12 protein-coding genes and 4 pseudogenes are annotated in these 17,201 nt (G+C 69.9%); 5 read left to right on the plus strand and 11 right to left on the minus strand.

Annotation, left to right across the window (positions count from 1 at the left end):
* Positions 1–6: 6 nt before the first annotated feature.
* Positions 7–1,269 (minus strand): annotated as a pseudogene (locus tag AC5JOC_RS13720) (sugar transferase); the annotation flags it as partial.
* 369 nt (positions 1,270–1,638) lie between these two features.
* On the opposite strand from AC5JOC_RS13720, the gene AC5JOC_RS13725 reads away from it, so the two are divergent.
* Both AC5JOC_RS13725 and AC5JOC_RS13730 read left to right on the plus strand, forming a co-directional pair.
* The gene (locus tag AC5JOC_RS13725; RefSeq protein ID WP_124769658.1) at positions 1,639–2,559 is read left to right on the plus strand and encodes a polysaccharide pyruvyl transferase family protein; all 921 of its coding nucleotides are present in this window, start codon (positions 1,639–1,641) and stop codon (positions 2,557–2,559) included.
* Positions 2,556–3,893: a hypothetical protein gene (locus AC5JOC_RS13730; protein ID WP_494246574.1), complete on the plus strand. Its 1,338-nt coding sequence runs from the start codon at positions 2,556–2,558 to the stop codon at positions 3,891–3,893. Before AC5JOC_RS13725 ends, AC5JOC_RS13730 begins: the two co-directional genes overlap by 4 nt.
* On the opposite strand, the gene AC5JOC_RS13735 is transcribed toward AC5JOC_RS13730, so the two are convergent.
* The 4 genes and pseudogenes from AC5JOC_RS13735 to AC5JOC_RS13750 all read right to left on the minus strand — a co-directional run.
* Positions 3,779–4,111, minus strand: a complete 333-nt coding sequence (locus AC5JOC_RS13735) for a glycosyltransferase (protein ID WP_494246575.1) — start codon at positions 4,109–4,111, stop codon at positions 3,779–3,781. The two genes, AC5JOC_RS13730 and AC5JOC_RS13735, sit on opposite strands and share 115 nt — an antisense overlap.
* Positions 4,112–4,445: 334 nt before the next feature.
* Positions 4,446–4,892: pseudogene (locus AC5JOC_RS13740) on the minus strand (glycosyltransferase); the annotation flags it as partial.
* A complete protein-coding gene (locus tag AC5JOC_RS13745; protein ID WP_494246576.1) occupies positions 4,892–5,584 on the minus strand; it encodes a glycosyltransferase in 693 nt (230 codons plus the stop codon). The pseudogene AC5JOC_RS13740 and the gene AC5JOC_RS13745, both read right to left, overlap by 1 nt.
* 13 nt (positions 5,585–5,597) lie before the next feature.
* A pseudogene (locus AC5JOC_RS13750) lies at positions 5,598–6,017 on the minus strand (glycosyltransferase); the annotation flags it as partial.
* 60 nt (positions 6,018–6,077) lie between these two features.
* Here AC5JOC_RS13750 and AC5JOC_RS13755 point away from each other — a divergent pair.
* Positions 6,078–6,923: a glycosyltransferase family 2 protein gene (locus AC5JOC_RS13755; protein WP_159879375.1), complete on the plus strand. Its 846-nt coding sequence runs from the start codon at positions 6,078–6,080 to the stop codon at positions 6,921–6,923.
* A gap of 57 nt (positions 6,924–6,980) precedes the next feature.
* Here the strand turns inward: AC5JOC_RS13755 and AC5JOC_RS13760 are convergent, their stop codons facing one another.
* Positions 6,981–7,448 (minus strand): hypothetical protein, encoded by a 468-nt coding sequence (locus tag AC5JOC_RS13760; RefSeq protein ID WP_494246577.1) that lies wholly within the window; start codon positions 7,446–7,448, stop codon positions 6,981–6,983.
* 127 nt (positions 7,449–7,575) lie between these two features.
* Between AC5JOC_RS13760 and AC5JOC_RS13765 the strand changes: the two genes are divergently transcribed.
* Positions 7,576–8,307 carry a lipopolysaccharide biosynthesis protein gene (locus AC5JOC_RS13765; RefSeq protein ID WP_494246578.1) on the plus strand — a complete coding sequence of 244 codons (732 nt, stop codon included), beginning with the start codon at positions 7,576–7,578 and terminating at the stop codon, positions 8,305–8,307.
* A gap of 496 nt (positions 8,308–8,803) precedes the next feature.
* Here the strand turns inward: AC5JOC_RS13765 and AC5JOC_RS13770 are convergent.
* Positions 8,804–9,295 (minus strand): annotated as a pseudogene (locus tag AC5JOC_RS13770) (glycosyltransferase); the annotation flags it as partial.
* 73 nt (positions 9,296–9,368) lie between these two features.
* Between AC5JOC_RS13770 and AC5JOC_RS13775 the strand changes: the two are divergent.
* On the plus strand, positions 9,369–10,463 hold the full coding sequence (locus tag AC5JOC_RS13775) for a glycosyltransferase family 4 protein (RefSeq protein ID WP_192006772.1): 1,095 nt from the start codon (positions 9,369–9,371) through the stop codon (positions 10,461–10,463).
* 109 nt (positions 10,464–10,572) lie between these two features.
* Here AC5JOC_RS13775 and AC5JOC_RS13780 read toward each other — a convergent pair whose 3' ends face one another.
* The 4 genes from AC5JOC_RS13780 to gmd all read right to left on the minus strand — a co-directional run bounded on the left by AC5JOC_RS13780 (position 10,573) and on the right by gmd (position 17,197).
* Positions 10,573–13,092, minus strand: coding sequence for a glycoside hydrolase family 65 protein (locus tag AC5JOC_RS13780; protein ID WP_124769666.1), 2,520 nt, complete (start codon positions 13,090–13,092; stop codon positions 10,573–10,575).
* Positions 13,089–13,916 carry an HAD family hydrolase gene (locus AC5JOC_RS13785; RefSeq protein ID WP_494246885.1) on the minus strand — a complete coding sequence of 276 codons (828 nt, stop codon included), beginning with the start codon at positions 13,914–13,916 and terminating at the stop codon, positions 13,089–13,091. Before AC5JOC_RS13785 ends, AC5JOC_RS13780 begins: the two co-directional genes overlap by 4 nt.
* Before the next feature lie 123 nt (positions 13,917–14,039).
* Positions 14,040–16,160, minus strand: a complete 2,121-nt coding sequence (locus AC5JOC_RS13790; protein ID WP_494246579.1) for a DegT/DnrJ/EryC1/StrS family aminotransferase — start codon at positions 16,158–16,160, stop codon at positions 14,040–14,042.
* A gap of 5 nt (positions 16,161–16,165) precedes the next feature.
* Positions 16,166–17,197, minus strand: a complete 1,032-nt coding sequence (gene gmd, locus AC5JOC_RS13795) for a GDP-mannose 4,6-dehydratase (protein WP_494246580.1) — start codon at positions 17,195–17,197, stop codon at positions 16,166–16,168.
* Positions 17,198–17,201: the final 4 nt, after the last annotated feature.

The raw sequence follows: 17,201 nt of genomic DNA on the forward strand, positions 1-17,201 counted from the left end.
TCCGGATCACCGTGCATCGGTTCCCGGGGCGACGACCGCTCGCACCGTCTGCGCGAGGATCTTCAGATCGATCGCGGCCGACCGGTTCTCCACGTAGTACAGGTCGAGGTCGACCGAGTCGTCCCAGGAGAGGTTGGACCGCCCGCTGACCTGCCACAGCCCGCTCATACCCGGCTTCGCCAGGAGTCGTCGCTGGGCGAGCAGATCGTAGCGTTCGACCTCCCATCCACGGTGCGGCCGCGGGCCGACGAGGCTCATCGAACCGCCCAGGACGTTCAACAACTGCGGGAGCTCGTCGAGCGAATACTTCCGGAGGATCCGTCCGACCGGGGTCACGAGCGGGTTGTCCGGAGCCTTCGAGAGCAGTTCGTCCGCATGCTGCTGCACGGCGAGGGCTGCGCCGGTGTCAGCTTCGGCGGCCATCGAGCGGAACTTCAGGATCTGGAAGGGGCGGCCGCGCAGGCCGACGCGCTCCTGCCGGTACAGCACGGTCCCCCGACTCGTCGTCTTCACCGCGAGCGCGACCGCGAGCATGACCGGGGCCAGCAGCAGGAGCAGCGTCGCGGAACCGACGACGTCGAACGCCCGCTTCGCCGCCGCCTCGAGCCGGGACAACTCCAGGTGGTCGACGTGGATGAGCGGGATGCCGGCCACCGCCTGGAGGTACAGGCGGGTCGAGGCCACCCCCGTGAGCGTCGGCGCGATGATGAACTTCACCCCGCGCTCGCTGAGGTCCCAACCGAGGCGGCGGAGCTCGGCGGGGGTGAGTTCGACGGGGCCGACGAGGATCACCGTGTCCGCTTGGACCTCCTCGGCGGCATCGACGATCGACGGTCGTCCGCTGAGGACCGGGGCATCCACGATGCGGTCGTCGTCGACGATGCCCGGGGTCGCGACACCGACCACCCGATGCCCGGCCCAGTCGCCCCTGCGCATGCGCTCGGCGACGTGCACCGCGTGGTCTCGGTCACCCACGAGCAGCGTGCGGTAGACGAGTGCGCTTCCGCGTCGCCGCGCACGGAGGTGTCGACGGGCGCCCCATCGGACCGCCAGCAGGAGGGCGACTCCGAGCGGCATGGCGGTGAGCAGGAACCCGCGTCCGATCTCGAGCTTGAGGAGGTAGGACGCCATCGCCACCGTGCCGAAGACCGTCGTCGTCACGACCACGACCCGTCGATACGGCGTCCAACCGTCCGCCAGGACCCGCGGGTGGCGCGATCGGGCCGCGGCCAGGGGCGACCACCACGCGACGGCGAGCGCGAGGGTGACCGCCGGGTAGCCGAGGTCGTAGGCGTCCGAACGGCCCCGCGACCTCCACGGTCCCGCGCCAGTACGCGTCCCACCACAGGAGCTGGGTCACGGTGAGCGCCAGGGTGACGGCCAGGAGGTCGAGGACGAGGACCATGCGCGAGCACCGTCGCTCCCAGCAGCGGCGGGCTTCGACGAAGGGCATGACGGTGGCCTCCCTGGGGATGTTCTGGTGTGCATCGGATCGAGCAGCGGCGCGCACGGGTCGCGGCGGGCGAGGTCGATCGCCGGAGCGCGAGACGACCCGGCGACAATCGAGCATAATGTATTCGACCAACTGAAGTATCCGATTCCAGCACAGCGCTCGGTGTCGATCCGGACGGAGCACCCATGCCCTACCTCGAGACCATGCGACAGCGCACCGAAGCCTCCTTCGTCGAGCTGCATCGCGGTGTCACCGAACTCCACTACACACAGTTCCCCGATCACCGGAACTCGGGCGACTCGGCCATCGCGCTCGGACAGGCCAGGTTCTGGCGCGCACACGACATCGCGGTCCGCACCACCTCGAGCGCCGGCAGCATGCCGGAGCGGGTCCGGGACTCGTCGATCCCGGTCCTCATCCAGGGCGGCGGCAATCTCGGAGGCCTCTACCCGGTGCTGAGCGAGGCTCGCTACGAACTCGCAGAGCGCCTCCCGGTCGACACGTTGCTCATCCAGGCACCGCAGTCGGTCGTGTTCCCCGCGGATGCAGACCGCCGGGCGTTCTCCCGACGGTTCGCCGCCCGGCCCAAGCTGCGGGTCGCCGTCCGCGACCAGACCTCCTACGACCTCCTCCGCGACGAGGTCGACGACCTCAGCCTCTCGCCGGACGCGGTGCACCTCCTCGGCCCGATCAGCGCCCCCGAACCGACCCAGCGGCGCATCGTCATCGCCCGGACCGACGGCGAGAGCGCGGGTGGGCTCGTGGGCTCCGAGAGCGCCGACTGGCCGGCCGACCCGTTGGACCTCCGGGCGCACGAGTGGCTCGGCTGGCGGGCGGCGAAGCACCCGGTGTTGAAACCCCTCATGGAGCGCGACCATGCCGCGTGGATGCGGCGAGCCGAACGTCGATTCGACGCCGCCGTCCGGCTGATCGGCCGCGGCGAGGTGGTCGTCACCGATCGCCTCCACGCCATGCTCATCGGGCTGCAGATGGGCCGCCGGGTCGTCGCGCTCGACAACAACAACCGCAAGCTGTCGAACTACGCGGAGACCTGGTTCGGTGACCTCCAGCCGAGGTTGCGCTTCGAGCACACGATCCGTCCGTGACCTCCGGGCAGCCGTCCGCGCACCTGACGCGGCGGGACGCGGCCAGGGCCCGCGCGGAGGCCAGCGCCCACCGTGCCGTGTGGCGCCGGCAGCTGACGCAACGGACGCCCGATATCGGCGGGCGGGAACCTGACCGCCCGCTCGTCGGCGGTTCGCTCCTCTTGATCGCCTCGCTCCTCGCCCTCGCCTGGGTGGCAGCCGACCAACCAGGACTGCCCGGGCACTTCGCGAACGACGAGGGCACGATCATCAGCGTGAACCGGGGGACGTTCACCGAGGCCGACTCGTCGTTCCAGCTCATCGCCGCGGTCTACCGCTGGATGGGCCTCGCCGAGCTGCCGACGCTCGCCGCCCTCGTCGGTGTCGCGAGCTACCTGCTCGTCTTGACGGTGGCGATCTCGCGCACCCGGACGACGACCGCCGAGTGGGTGGACTGGGCCATCATCATCAGCTGCGTCGCACTCGCCGCCGTCTACCACGGCGCGTACACGAAGGACCTGCTGACCGTGGGCGCGGTACTCGCCCTCATCGCCCACCGCGGACGAGGCCTGTCGGCCGAGCTGGTGCCGGTGGCCGCGATGCTGCTGTACGCCCAAGGCTTCCGCACGTACTGGTTCCTCGTGGCCGGCCTCTATCTGGCGCTCCGTCTCGCGCTGCGGGCGCGGCGCGGCTGGACGGCCACCGTGGCGGTCGTCCTCGTGCTCTACGCCGGGCTCTCCGTCGTCTTCCCGCTGATCGTCGGTGTCGACCTCGACCACTACCGCCTGACGGTGAACGAGCACCGCACCGCGGAATCGGTCAACACCCTGATCGTGCAGTTCTTCCCCGGTGCCGGCCCCGTGTCCGGGTTCGTCAACAGTGTCCTCACCTTCGCCTCGTTCATCATCCCGATCCCGCTGATGCTCCGCGGCGGGGCGATCTACCTCGTCGTGGCGCTCGTCCTGCTCGTCATCTGGGGATCACTCATCGCCGCGATCCGGTCGGCGAGGCTCCGAGCGCCCCGCGGCTCGTCGGTCCTCACGGCGTTCCAGAACCGGTTGTTCGCGGCGATCCTCGCCTTCCTGATCGTGCAGTCGATCTTCGAGCCGGACTACGGCTCGTTCCTCCGGCATCTCACACCGATGCTGATCGTCGCCGTGTGCCTCCTCCTGAGCCTGCGGCCCGGAGCGACGGGAGCCTCAGCCCGGTGGGGGCCGCCGTCCGCCGCATCCCGAAGGGGTCAGCGACCCGTGGACACGACGGATGCTGCCGCGACACGCACGTCGGCTGCGACGCGCGCCCAGGAGAACGGACCCGCTGCGGCGAGCACACCGGCCGCGGAGAGCGCCTGGTAACGATCGGCGTCGGCGAGGATCTGCTCCAGCGCGTCGGCGAGCGCGGTCGACGTCACCGCCGTGGCCACGATGCCCGATCCTGACGCGATCGCCTGCTCGGCGAGGCCGCCGACCGGCGTCACGACGGAGGGCACCCCGAGCGCCATCGCGTAGGCGAGCACCCCGGACTGACTGGCCTCGGTGTACGGCAGCAGGGCGATGTCGAACCCGCCGACCACCTGCGCGATCTCCTCCTGGCCGACCCAGCGGTTCTCCAGCTTCGTCGTCCTCGTGTCGGAGGAGCTCGAGGGCGTCGTCGGTCCCGGACCCGACGACCCGCAACCGGACCCGGATCCCGCGACGTCGCAGTTCGGTGATCGCTCCCACCCCGAGACCGAGCCCCTTGTACGCCGACAGCCGACCGAAGCATCCGACGACCGGAACACCCTCCCGGTACGTCGACCGGACCACGGCACGGCCCGCGTCGACACGGTACGCGGCGTGGACGGTCTCGTGGACGCGGTCCGCGCGGAACTCACCACGGGACGTGAGTGCGGCGGCGACCGGGGCGGAGAACACGATCGCTCCGTCCGCCGCCCGGCGCTCGGCACGACGCAGGAGGTGCTCGAGCCGCGAGAAGTCCCCGGGGTGCATCGTCGCGTCATGGACGCAGAGCAGACTCCGACGACCGCCGAAGCGGAACACGGGCGCGACCACCCCCTGCCAGAGCTGCTCCATGGCGATGACGACGACGTCGATGCGATGCCGCCGGAGGAACCGGTCGAGCCGGAACGCCGCCCCGAGCAGACGCGGGAGACCGAGCACCGCGCCGCGCTTGTCGCGATACGTGCGGATCGTGAAGGACGGCACACCGAGTGCCACGAACCGGTCGGCCACCTCGGCGTCGAGGGAATAGGACACGACGACATCGCAGCCGTCCTCCTGCAGCGCCTGAGCCAGTTCCTGGGCGAAGAGCGGGCCCGCACCGGTGCGGCCCCACTGCACGACAGCGACCCGCATCAGGCCACCTGCGGTATCCGGTACGCCTCGGCGAGGGCCGCGCGTTGGCGGGCCGGGGTGTGATCCTTGAGGCGTTCCGACCAGCGGGAGACGTTCCGCTCAGCCCAGGCGGCGAACGCCTGTGGTCCGGCCAGCCGACTGGCGACCATCGCCTCGAGCCCGCCCTCGAGGGTGAGGGCGTCCGGGACCACTCCGAACGCGGCGATCGGCCGGACGAGCGTCGGCACGCCGGCCTGCACGGCTTCCAGAACGGCGAGGGGAAAGCCCTCCCACGCGGCGGTGTGGAGGTAGACGTCGCTCTGGACGAGGCGCGAGCCCACCTCGGCGTGCGGGATCCATCCGGTGACGTCGACGCCAGCCCTCTCCAGCCGGGTGACGTCCTCGACGCGGCCGCCGCCCATCCACACGGGAGCCACCTCGACCCCGCTCGCCCGGATCGACGCGATGGCTTCGGCGAACCGCATCGGATCCTTCTGGGGAGCGATGCGTCCGAGACTCGCGACCCGCAGCGGCCGGTGCTGCCCCGGGTCGTCTCGGCGGGCATCGGGCAGCGGAACCGCGACCACGTTCGGCACGTGGACGACGCGCGGCCGGAGGGGCCCGCGCCGTTCCGCGGCTGCGGCCTCGCCCTCGGAACAGGCAGCGATGGTCTCGACGTTGAACGAGAGCAGCCACTCGACGGCCCGGAACATAGCGGCGGCTCCAGACGGAGAGGTCGGCGCGCTCGAACGCGTAACAGTGCGGGGTGTAGACGATGCGGGTCCGCGGCGAGCTCCGCAGGGCGACCCGCGCGTACGCGCCGGCGAAACTCGAGTGGGCGTGCACGATATCCGCTCCGGTACGACGGCGCACCCGGCGGATCGCTCGCACGGCAGCGAGCCGTCGCCGCCCGAGCGCGGTCACGGACGCGAAGCAGTCGGACAGCGTGTCGTCGACCGGGGCGCCGTCCGGGATCTGCGCGAGCAGGTGATGTTCGACGCCCGGCGGTGAATTCCGCACGTAGGCCTCGATCGCCACGGGGATCCCACCCGCGTAGCAATCGGTGACATGGAGCACGGTCGTCATGTCTGCCGCTCGTCGAACGGGAGGAGCGGGTGGACGACGACGATCAGGCTCATATCTCATATGTTGTATGTTAGACGACGGCAAAGTTGGTCACCTCGCCCATGCCAGATCCGGAGGACCGTGTACTCGATCGTCATTCCCTGCCGAAACGGCTCGGAGACCCTCGCCACGCAACTCGAAGCCCTGCTCGCCCAAGGCTCGTCCGTCGACATCGAGATCATCGTCGCCGACAACGGCTCCGTCGACGGCACCGCAGCACTCGTCCGCCGGTTCAGTGAGAAGGACGGGCGCGTTCGCCTCGTCGACGCGAGCGGCAGGCCGGGTATCAACCACGCTCGCAACACCGGCATCCGGGCATCACGGGGTTCAGCGGTGCTCCTCTGCGATGCCGACGACGTCGTCCAGGCCGGCTGGATCGAGGCTCACCGGCGCGCGCTGGAAGCCGGTGCGGATTGCGTCGGCGGCGCGCTCGAGCGGACCCTCCCGGACGGCACACCTGCGGGAAGACAGGAGGCCGTCAGCACCGTGCACGGCTTCCATCCATGGCCGCCGGGAGCGAACTGTGGGTTTCAACGACGGGTGTTCGACCGGCTCGGTGGATTCGACGAGACCCTGCTCGGCGGCGGCGACGAGACGGACTTCTTCTGGCGGGCGGCGGCGGCTGGTCACCCGACCACCGCGGTCCCTGAGGCCGTGGTCGAGTACCGACTTCGCGGTGACCTTCGAGCCGTGGCTCGGCAGTTCTTCGGCTACGGCCGGGGAACGGTGCGGTTGTTCCGACGACACCGTGGGCTGGGCATGCCGAGGTCCTTCGGCTGGGAGCTCCCCATCGTCCTCGTCGTCGGAGCGCTCCAGGTCATCAGCCCGAGCCGCGACGGCACGCGCCGTCGACGTGGTGTCGAGCGGCTCTCGTCGAGGGCAGGGCGCGCATTCGAGAGCCTGCAATCGAGGACGTGGTACCTGTGATCACGACGATCGTGGCATCCGACGACGACGAGGGTCCCGCCGACGCCACGACAACGCTCACCGACCGAGACGCGGATCGACCACCGTGCGGGTGAGCGGACGATGATCCACCTCGCTTGGGCGATCGTCGAGCGGATCCTTCCCCGGGTGGCGTCGGCGCTCGTCATGCTCGTCCTGGCCGCCCGGCTCACGCCGTCCCTCGTCGGTATGTACGCCTGGATGGTCCTCGCCCTCACGCTCGTCCAGACCGTCGGCGACACGGCCGCCCGGCAGACCGCCGTCGTCCACGGAGGCACCGAGGCCGGGGACCGGTTCGTCCTCCGGTTCCGGGTCTGGTCCGCGCTGATCGGAGGCGCCGCGCTCGCCGTGACCGTCGGAGCCCTGCTCCTGACCCATCACGCGGAGGACCGATGGCAGGCGATCGCCCTCGCGCCGTTCGTCCTCGTCCCGGCGGCTTCGGCCGTGGGCATCGACGCCCTGGTCCGCCTGCAGCGAGCCGGGAGATGGAAGGAGATCGCATCGCATCAGGCGTGGTCGTCGACAGCCTCCCTGCTCTGCAGCGTGCCGACCCTCCTGGCGACGGGATCGCTGCTCGCCAGCGCCCTGCAGGCGATGCTCGCGGAGGCGGGGTTCGCCCTGCTCAACCGGCGACGTGCAGCGCGACTCCCCCGCGCGTCCAGCCACCGACGCGCGTTCCCGCGAACCGACCGTGAACGTCCTCGGCGACTACCTGCACACGGCGCTGTTCTCGCTCCTCGGTTGGGGACAGGGGCAGACCGACCGCCTCTCGATCGGGGCTCTCGCCGGCGGGGCACGCCTCGGCCAGTACGCGTTCGCCATGTCGCTGTCACGGAGCATCGGCGATGCGGCGGCGCTGGCCACGATCAACGTCCTCCGGCCGGTCCTCGCCGAAGCGGCACGCGACGGCCGTGGGTCCGAGATCGTCGCGGTCACGGAGGCTTCGCTCCGACGATCGCTGGTCCTGGCGGTCGTGGCCGCCGTGGCGACGAGCATCGGGGCTGAGCTGGTCGTGGACCCCTTCCTCGCAGACGACTGGGACCCCGCCCTCGCACTCGTCCCCGTCCTCGCCCTGTCGGTCGCTCCCTCGGTCGTCGCCTGGTCGGTCACGGCGGTCCTCCAGGCCGAGAGCCGGATGCGCTGGGCGAGTCCGATCAAAGCGGTCGGCGTGCTGCTGTCCCTCCCGGTCGGCATCGTCGCCCTCCACGACCTGCAGCTCGCGGCCTGGCTCGTGAACGCCCGGGAACTCGTCGTGATGGCGCTGCTCCTCCTCGCCGCGCGCCACCGGGCCCCGTGGCGGGGCGGCCTCCTCGCCCTCGGCGTCGTCGTGGTCGGCGCGGCCGTATGGCAGGTGACCCGAGGCTAGGCCGGCTGCAGCAGATCCCTGCACGATGTCCAGCGCCCCCTGGCTCGCATACCGCTGGTACTCGCCGCGGGGAGCACGCAGCATGACGGGGAGGATCCGTCGCCACCGGGCCGGAGCGAGATCGGCCCGGAACCGCTCGAAGGCCGCTTTGGCGACGACGGCCGAGGGATCGGCGCGCGGCGCCGGGCTCACGGGCATCGTCGAGCCAGGAAGCGAGCCCTGCGACGCGATCGGCGATGTCGCGGTTGCGCTGGCGCCCCGGCTGCATCAGTCTCGAGATCTTGTACGCCAGCGTCGGCTCGACGATCCCGATCTGGTTCGCGCCGTGCTGCCGGTAGTCGACGAGCGGTTCGTCCAGGAACTCGATCGGTCCTCGTGCTGCGGCCACGATCGCCAACCACTCGTCGTGCACCCACGGAGCGGGGAACGGCGCGGCCGCGTCGAAGACCGCACGTCGGAACATCGCGGTCGCGCCAGTGACGAGGTTGCGTCGCAAGAGCACGCCGAACGCGTCGCCCGCGCGGATACGGTCGCGCTCGTGCGGCCCGATCGACAGCGAGGCGAACAGGGTGGTGCCGAGCGGGGTACCGTCGGCTCCGACGAGCCTGGCGTCCGAGCACACCAGTTGGAGCTCCGGACGCGCGTCGAAGGCGGCAAGGGCACGCTCGACGCGGTCGGGCCGCCATACGTCGTCCTGATCGGACAGGACGACCAGTTCCCCGACGGTCGCACGGATGGCGCTCTCGAAGTTGCGCGTCACGCCGAGCGCGGTCGGGTTCCGCAGGAAGCGGACCGGGATCGGCGACGCCTCGGCGAAGCGCTCGACGATGGCCGACGTCCCGTCGGTCGACCCGTCGTCGCTGATCACGATCTCGCCGGGCAGCACGGTCTGCCGGGCGATGCTCGCCAGCTGCTCGCCGAGGAACGCCTCACCGTTGTAGGTGCAGAGGGCGACGGAGACCCGTGCATCGACTGGTGCTGCTGGCATTGACCCGCTCCTCACCGCTCGCCGGACCGCCCACCAGCCTATCCCCACCGTCCCGCTGGTATCCTCGGGCCTTATGCCCCGCGTAGCCGTCGACCTCCTCTCCTACACCGGGACGAAGGGCGGCATGGAGACCTACGCCCGCGAGCTCTATCGGGAGATCGGCCGCCAGGGCAGCGAGTTCGAGTTCGTCGGACTCGCCAGCCGAGAGGGATACCGGCTCGACCGCTCCTGGTTCCCCGGCGAGATGGTGGACACCGGGATCAGCGGCGAGAACCGGTTCATCTGGGCCTACGGCGAGCTGTTCCAGGTGGCCCGCCAGGCGAAGCGACACGGAGCGGATCTCATCCACTCCCCCGCCACGCTCGGGCCGGCGCGCTCGTCGATGCCGTCGGTCGTCACCATGCACGACATGCTGTACTGGAGCAATCCGGAGCTCATGACGACGCCGCTGTACACCGCTCCCGTGAAGCTCATGGAGCGCCTCACCTCCAGGAACGCCACCAGGGTCCTCACCATCAGCGAGGTCTCACGTGCCGAGATCGAGAAGTACCTGCACGTCCCGCGGGCCCGGATCGACCTCGTGCCCCTGGCCGGCACCATGCCGACGATCGACGGCGACCGCGACCCGGATCAGGAGCATCCGTTCGTCCTCGCGACCGGGAACCGCCGCCCGCACAAGAACTGGGCGAGCCTCATCCGCGCCCTGCCGTTGCTGGCCGAGCACGAACGCCCGCGGCTCGTGATCACCGGCAGCCACGGAGAGGATCCCCTGCAGGCGGTCGTCGAGGAGACCGGCATGCAGGACTGGGTCGAGCTGAAGGGCTGGCTCACGAGCGAGGAGCTCGGAGAGCTCTACCGCCGGGCGACGATCATGGCGATGCCGTCCTTCGTCGACGGCTTCAGCCTCCCGGCGCTCGAATCCATGATGGTCGGCCTCCCCGTCATGATGAGCGACATCCCCGTCTACCACGAGGTGTGCGGCGACGCGGCCCTCTACCTGGACCCCACGTCACTCGACAGCATCGCGTCGGTCATGCGCACCGCCGTGACCCGGCCCGATGAGATGCGACGACTGGCCGCGGCCGGTCTTGAACAGGCGGAGCGGTTCTCCTGGGAGCGCACGGCGACCCAGACGCTCGAGACGTTCCGGCGGGCACTGACCGTCTAGCGCGGCGCCGTCCCCGGTCCCAGCGGCCAGGAACCGAGCCCGGAGCCGACCGTCGTCGACTGACCCACTCGACGGTCGGTCGAGCGGGTCAGTGGACGACGGGAGTCGCCTACTCCGACTGCGGCTGGATGATCGGGATCGACTCGGTGTCTGCCGGCCCGAGCGCGATGGTCGGCATCGACACGGTGATGAGCGAGCCGTCGGCACGGCGGCTGCCCTCGATGTCGCTCGCGCTCGGCTCGCCGACGAGGTGCGGACCCTGGTTGTCGAGCGGAACGGTGACCGTCGTGCCGGCCTCGACGAGGACGTTGCCGCCGCCGACGACGAACGAGGCGGAATCGCCCTCCTCGACGGTGAACCGCATCTCGGTGCGCCGGACGGAGATGCGCACCCGCGTGCCCTTGACGGTGAGCCGGAAGGTGATGCCCTGCCAGTCGACCGGCAGTCGCGGCGAGAAGGAGATCACGCCGCCGTGGTCGCGCATCCCGGCGAAGCCGAGCACGAGCGCGCTCCACACCCCACCGGTGGAGGCGACGTGCACACCGTCCGGGGTGTTGCGGTGCAGGTTCGCGAGGTCGACGAACAGCGCCGACCAGAAGTACTTGAGCGCGAGCCGCTGGTACCCGACCTCGGCGGCGATGATCGACTGCACGACCGCCGACAGGGTCGAGTCGCCCGTCGTCAGCGGGTCGTAGTAGTCGAAGTCGGCGAGCTTCTCCTCGTCGGTGAAGTGGTCGCCCTGCAGGAGCAGCGCCAGCACGACGTCCGCCTGCTTGAGCACCTGGAACCGGTAGATGACGAGCGGGTGGAAGTGCAGGAGCAGCGGGAGGTGCTCGGGAGGGGTGTGGTCGAGGTCCCACAGCTCCTTCTCGAGGAACTGGGCGTCCTGCGGGTGGATGCCGAGCCGCTTGTCGAAGGGGATGTGCATGTGCTCGGCGGCGCGCTGCCACTCACGGACCTCGGCGTCGTCGAGCGACAGCCGCGTGACCAGGCGTTCGAAGGAGGCCGGATCGTCCTCGCGGAGGCGCTCGACGGCCTCGACGGCCGACAGCAGGTTGGCCCGCGCCATGACGTTCGTGTAGAGGTTGTCGTTCACGACGGTCGTGTACTCGTCGGGCCCCGTGACCCCGTAGATGTGGAACGAGTCCTTGCCGTTCGCGCGCCAGAAGCCCAGGTCGGCCCACATGCGCGCCGTCTCGACGAAGATGTCGACGGCTCCGCGGGCGAGGAAGTCCTCATCCCCCGTCGCCGCGACGTACTGCCGCAGCGCATAGGAGATGTCGGCGTCGATGTGGTACTGCGCCGTGCCGGCCGCGTAGTACGCGGACGACTCGAGCCCGTTGATCGTGCGCCACGGGAACAGGGCGCCGTGCTGGTTGAGCTCGGTCGCGCGGGAGCGGGCGGCGTCGAGCATGTTCTGACGGAACCGGAGGGCGTTCCGCGCGACGAGCGGCGCCGTGTAGCTGAGGAACGGGAGGACGTAGACCTCGGTGTCCCAGAAGTAGTGGCCGCCGTACCCGGAGCCGGACACGCCCTTCGCCGCGACACCGCCACCGTCCGTGCGTGCGGACGCCTGCGCCAGCTGGAAGAGGTTCCAGCGCGTCGCCTGCTGGATTGCCGGCTGTCCGTGGACCTCGACGTCGGAGCGCGCCCAGAAGTCCTCGAGCCACAGCTCCTGGTTGCGGATCGCCGATTCGATGCCGTTCTCCGCGGAACGGTCGAGCGTGCGGGCACAACGGTCGGCGAGTTCTTTCGGAGGGACGGCGTTGGAGGTGTGGTAGCTGATGATCTTGGTGAGCTTCGTGGGCACGCCCGCGCGGCCGCGGATCGTGTACACGTGCTTCGCCAGGTCGGCCTCGATGTGCGTCGAGACCTCGTACTCGTTCTCGGTCTCGATCATGTGGTCGGCGCCGGCCACGATCGTCATCCCGGAGTTCGTCGTCTGGTAGCCGAGCATGGCGCGCGGACCGTCGATGAGCTTGAACCGCGGCTGCAGCACCCGCTCGGTGAGGGACTCCGCCTTGCGCGGGTCGCCCATCCCCGGCTCGGGTGCGTTCGTGAGGTAGTCGTCCTGACGGTCCTGCCGGTTGATGATCTGACTGGAGAGCACGAGCGACGCGTCCGCATCGAGCAACGTGACCTCGTAGTCGAGGACCGCGAGATGGCGGTCGGTGAAGGACACCATGCGACGGGAGCGGATGTGGACCCGCTTGCCCGAGGGCGTCCGCCATTCGAGTTCACGGCTGAGGACACCGGTCTTGAAGTCGAGGCGACGCTCGAAGCTCAGGAGGTCGGCGTCGTTGAGGATCAACGGCTCGTCGTCGACGTAGAGGCGGACGACCTTCGTGTCGGGCGCGTTGACGATCGTCTGACCGACGCGGGCGAAGCCGAACGCCTCCTCGGCGTGACGGATCGGCCAGGTCTCGTGGAACCCGTTGATGAACGTGCCGTGGACGTGGCCGTCGCGGCCCTCCTCGACGTTGCCGCGGAACCCGAGGTAGCCGTTGCCGAGCGCGAACAGGGTCTCGGTCGTGCCCTCGTCGTCCGCGTCGACATGGGTCTCGACGAGCGCCCAGTCGTCGAGCGGGAACCGGTGACGGTCGAGCGGGTCGCTGGTGATGTGGTTCATGCCTGGTCCTCGGAGGAGTCGTGGGGTGCCGTGGGGGTCTGGGAGTCGGCCGGATCGTCCGGCCCGGCTGTTCGCGAGGCCGACCGCAGCGGGTCGACGAGGTCGGCGAGGTCGTCGACCACGATGTCGGCTCCCGCATCGATGAGCGCCTGGTGCCCGATGCCGCGGTCGACGCCGAGTACGAGACCGAAGTCGCCACGTCGACCGGCCTCGACCCCGGAGTGCGCGTCCTCGACGACGACGCATTCAGACGGCGCGTAACCGAGCAGACGACCGGCCTCGACGTAGGTGTCCGGAGCGGGCTTGCCGGCGATCCCCTCGCGCGCGGCGACGACGCCGTCCATCACGACCGGGAACCGCTCACGGAGTCCTGCCGCTCGGAGGACGACCTCGGCGTTCTTGGAACTGGACACCACGGCGACCTGGAGGCCTGCCTGCTCGACGGTGTCGAGGAAGGTCAACGATCCCGGGTACGCTGCGATGCCGTCGGCTTCCAGGACGGCCGAGAAGACCGAGTTCTTCCGGTTGCCGAGGCCGCACACGGTCTCGAGCTCGGGGGCGTCGGACGGCGAGCCCTCGGGAAGCGTGATGCCACGCGACGCGAGCATCGCGCGCACCCCGTCGTACCGCGGCTTGCCGTCGATGTACTGGAAGTAGTCGGCGTCGGTGTACGGCTCAGTGATCCCGCGGGCGACGAGCTCGTCGGTGAAGAGCTTCGCCCAGGCATGCATGTGGATCTCTGCGGTCGGGGTGATGACGCCGTCGAGGTCGAACAGCACCGCCTTGCATCCGAGGAGGCGCGAGGCCGCCTCGGGGAGGCTCAGGACGTCGTTCGATGGCGCGTTGATCGGCTGGTTCACGGTGCACGGTCCTCGTCGGTCGGGGGAAGAGGTGGACAGTGGGACGGAAGCTGCTGCGGACCGGTGGGGCGACCGCGCAGACCCAGCCTAGGAGAGTTTGGCCACCACGTCGTACACGCGGTCGATACCGGCGTGGACCGGGAAGTGGTGGTTGCCCACGAAGAGCCCGTCCTCGTGGATCTTGTCGGCGGCGGGGAGTTCAGCCGGGACCTTCGCGTCGAGGTACTTCATGACCGGGTTCTTCGTGAAGTTGCCCGCCACGATGGGCCGTGACTCGATCCCCTCGGCAGCGAACGCCCGCACGACCTCCTTGCGTCGGCCGGCGAGCGCGCCCTCGAGCACGAGGGAGAAGCCGAACCAGCTGCTCTCGCCCTGCTCGCGCTGGATGCGCACGGAATCGAGGTCGGCGAAGCGTTCCGTCCAGTACACGGCGTTCTCCCGACGACCGGCGATGAGCGATGGGACCTTCTGGATCTGCTCGATGCCGATCGCGCCGGACATCTCGAGCGGACGGACGTTGTAGCCGGGAAGGACGAAGCGGAAGAGGTCGTCCCACTCGTCGCCCGACTTGTCGTGCACGGCGTTCTGCTCGGGGAGTCCACGCGTCCAGCCGTGGGCCCGCAGCGAGATGAGCATCTGCGCCGTGGCCTCGTCGTCCGTCAGGATCATCCCGCCCTCCATCGTCGAGATGTGGTGGGAGAAGAAGGCGCTGAACGTGCCCATCGCGCCGACCGTGCCGGCGAACCGACCGTCGTCCTTCGCGCCGAGCGACTCGCAGTTGTCCTCCAGCAGGAGGAGACCGTGACGTTCGGCGAGCGCCGTGAGCGCCGCGAAGTCGTTCGGGTTGCCGAGGAGGTTGACCGCGAAGATCGCCTTGGTGCGCGGGGTGATCGCGGCCTCGGCGAGCGAGAGGTCCAGGTTGAGCGTGTCGACGTCGATGTCGACGAAGCTCGGGATGAGGCCGTACTGCTGGAGCGGGTAGTAGGTGGTGGCCCAGGAGACGGCGGGCACCAGGACCTCGTCACCGGCCTGCAGGTCGACCCGGTCGTCGAGGACGGCCGCCGCGATCGCGAGCAGGTTCGCGCTGGACCCCGAGTTGACCATGACGCCGAAACCGGCGCCGAACGCGCTGGCGAAGTCGCGCTCGAACTGCGCGACGAGCGGCCCCATGGTGAAGCGGCCGCTGTCGACGACGCGCTGGATGGCGGCGTATTCCGCGGCATCCCAGGAGGACGTGGCGAGGGGGAAACCGGAGTCGAAGGTGTCGTCGGTCATGCTGTCTGTGGCTCCTGAGCTGCGAGGTAGGCGTGGTAGCTCGCGGCGACGCCGGCCGCGAGCGGGGTGGTGGGGTTCCAGCCGAGCGCGCGGGCGGCGGCCGAATCGAGCAGGCGCTGGTGCACGCCGGACGGCTTGGTGGCGTCGTACCGGAAGTGACCGGTGAAGCCGGCGGCGCGACCGGCTGCTTCGTAGTACTCGGTGATGCTGTGGTCGACACCCGGCCCGAGGTTGAGCGTGACGGGCCAGGCGTCGAGCGAGCCGAGCTGCGTGACGAGCCACGCCGCGAGGTCGGGCGTGTAGGTGAACTCGCGTCGGGCGGTGCCGTCGCCCCAGACCTCGACCTCGTCGGAGCCGCTCGGTCACGGCGGCGTGGACCTTGCCGAGGGCGGCGGCGATGAGGTGCGCCTGACCGTGGGTGTAGTCGTCGCCCGGGCCGTAGAGGTTCGACGGCACTGCTGCGCGATAGGCGAACCCGTACTGCCGACTCGCGTACTCGCAGAGCTTCGTCCCGGCGATCTTCGCGAGCGCATATCCCTCGTTCGCGCCCTCCAGCGTGCCGCTGAGGAGCGCGCCCTCACCGATCGGCTGTGGGAGCCCCTCGGGGTAGATCGCCGCGCTCGACACGTAGAGCAGCTCGGGGACGCCGGCGTCGATCGCGCCTCGGATGACCGAGGTGTCGATCAGGAGGTTGTCGAGCAGGAAGTCGGTGGGACGCTGCAGCTTCGCCTGGATGCCGGCGACCTTCGCGGCGGCGTGCACGATCGCGTCCGGCGACGTGCGTCCGATGAGGGCTGCGACGGCGGCTCGATCGGTGAGGTCGGCGTCCGCGCGCGTCGCCACGATCAGTTCGTCGGCGGCGCGGAGCGTGGGCCAGACCTCGGCGATGCTCGAACCGAGCATGCCGGCACCACCGGTGAGGAGGACGCGCACCGCGCCTAGACCTCCGCGGTGTCGATGTAGGGCTTGCCCGACGCCTCGAGCTCGGCGACGTCGGAGTCGACCATGATCTGCGCGAGCCGCGGCGGGAGCACCTTCGGGGTCCAGCCGAGGACGGACTCGGCCTTCGCGTAGTCGCCGATCAGCGCGTCGACCTCGGTGGGGCGGAGGTAGCGCTCGTCGAACTTGACGTACTGCTCCCAGTCGAGGTCGAGCCGCTCGAAGGAGAACTGCAGGAAGTCCTTGACCGTGTACGCGGTGTTGGTGGCGAGCACGAAGTCGGTCGGCTCGTCGGCCTGCAGCATCCGCCACATGCCCTCGACGTAGTCGGGCGCGTAGCCCCAGTCGCGGACGGCGTCGAGGTTGCCCATGTACAGGAAGTCCTGCTGGCCGGCGGCGATGCGCGCGGCGGCGCGGGTGATCTTGCGGGTCACGAAGGTGCCACCGCGTCGCGGCGACTCGTGGTTGAACAGGATGCCGTTGACCGCGAACATGCCGTAGGCCTCGCGGTAGTTCCGGGTGATCCAGTAGGAGTAGACCTTCGCGACGCCGTAGGGCGAACGCGGGTAGAAGGGGGTCTCCTCGTTCTGCGGCGGCGGCGTCGCACCGAACATCTCGGAGCTCGACGCCTGGTAGAAGCGGCAGTGGAGACCGATCTGGCGGATGGCCTCGAGGAGCCGGACCGTCCCGATGCCGGTCGTGTCGCCCGTGTACTCCGGCTCGTCGAAGCTGACGCGCACGTGCGACTGGGCGGCGAGGTTGTAGACCTCGTCGGGCTGGATCTCGGCGAGCAGCGTCGCCAGGCGCGACCCGTCGGCCAGGTCGGCGAAGTGCAACTGGAGCCTGGGCGAACCGTCGTGGGTCGCCTCGGGGTCGTAGATGTGGTCGATCCGCCCGGTGTTGAAGGTCGACGCGCGACGCACGAAGCCGTGCACCTCGTAGCCCTTCGACAGCAGGAGCTCGGCGAGGTAGCTGCCGTCCTGACCGGTGATACCGGTGATGACGGCTTTCTTGATGGGGGTCTGGGTCACGGGG

This window comes from Plantibacter sp. (assembly GCF_059073635.1).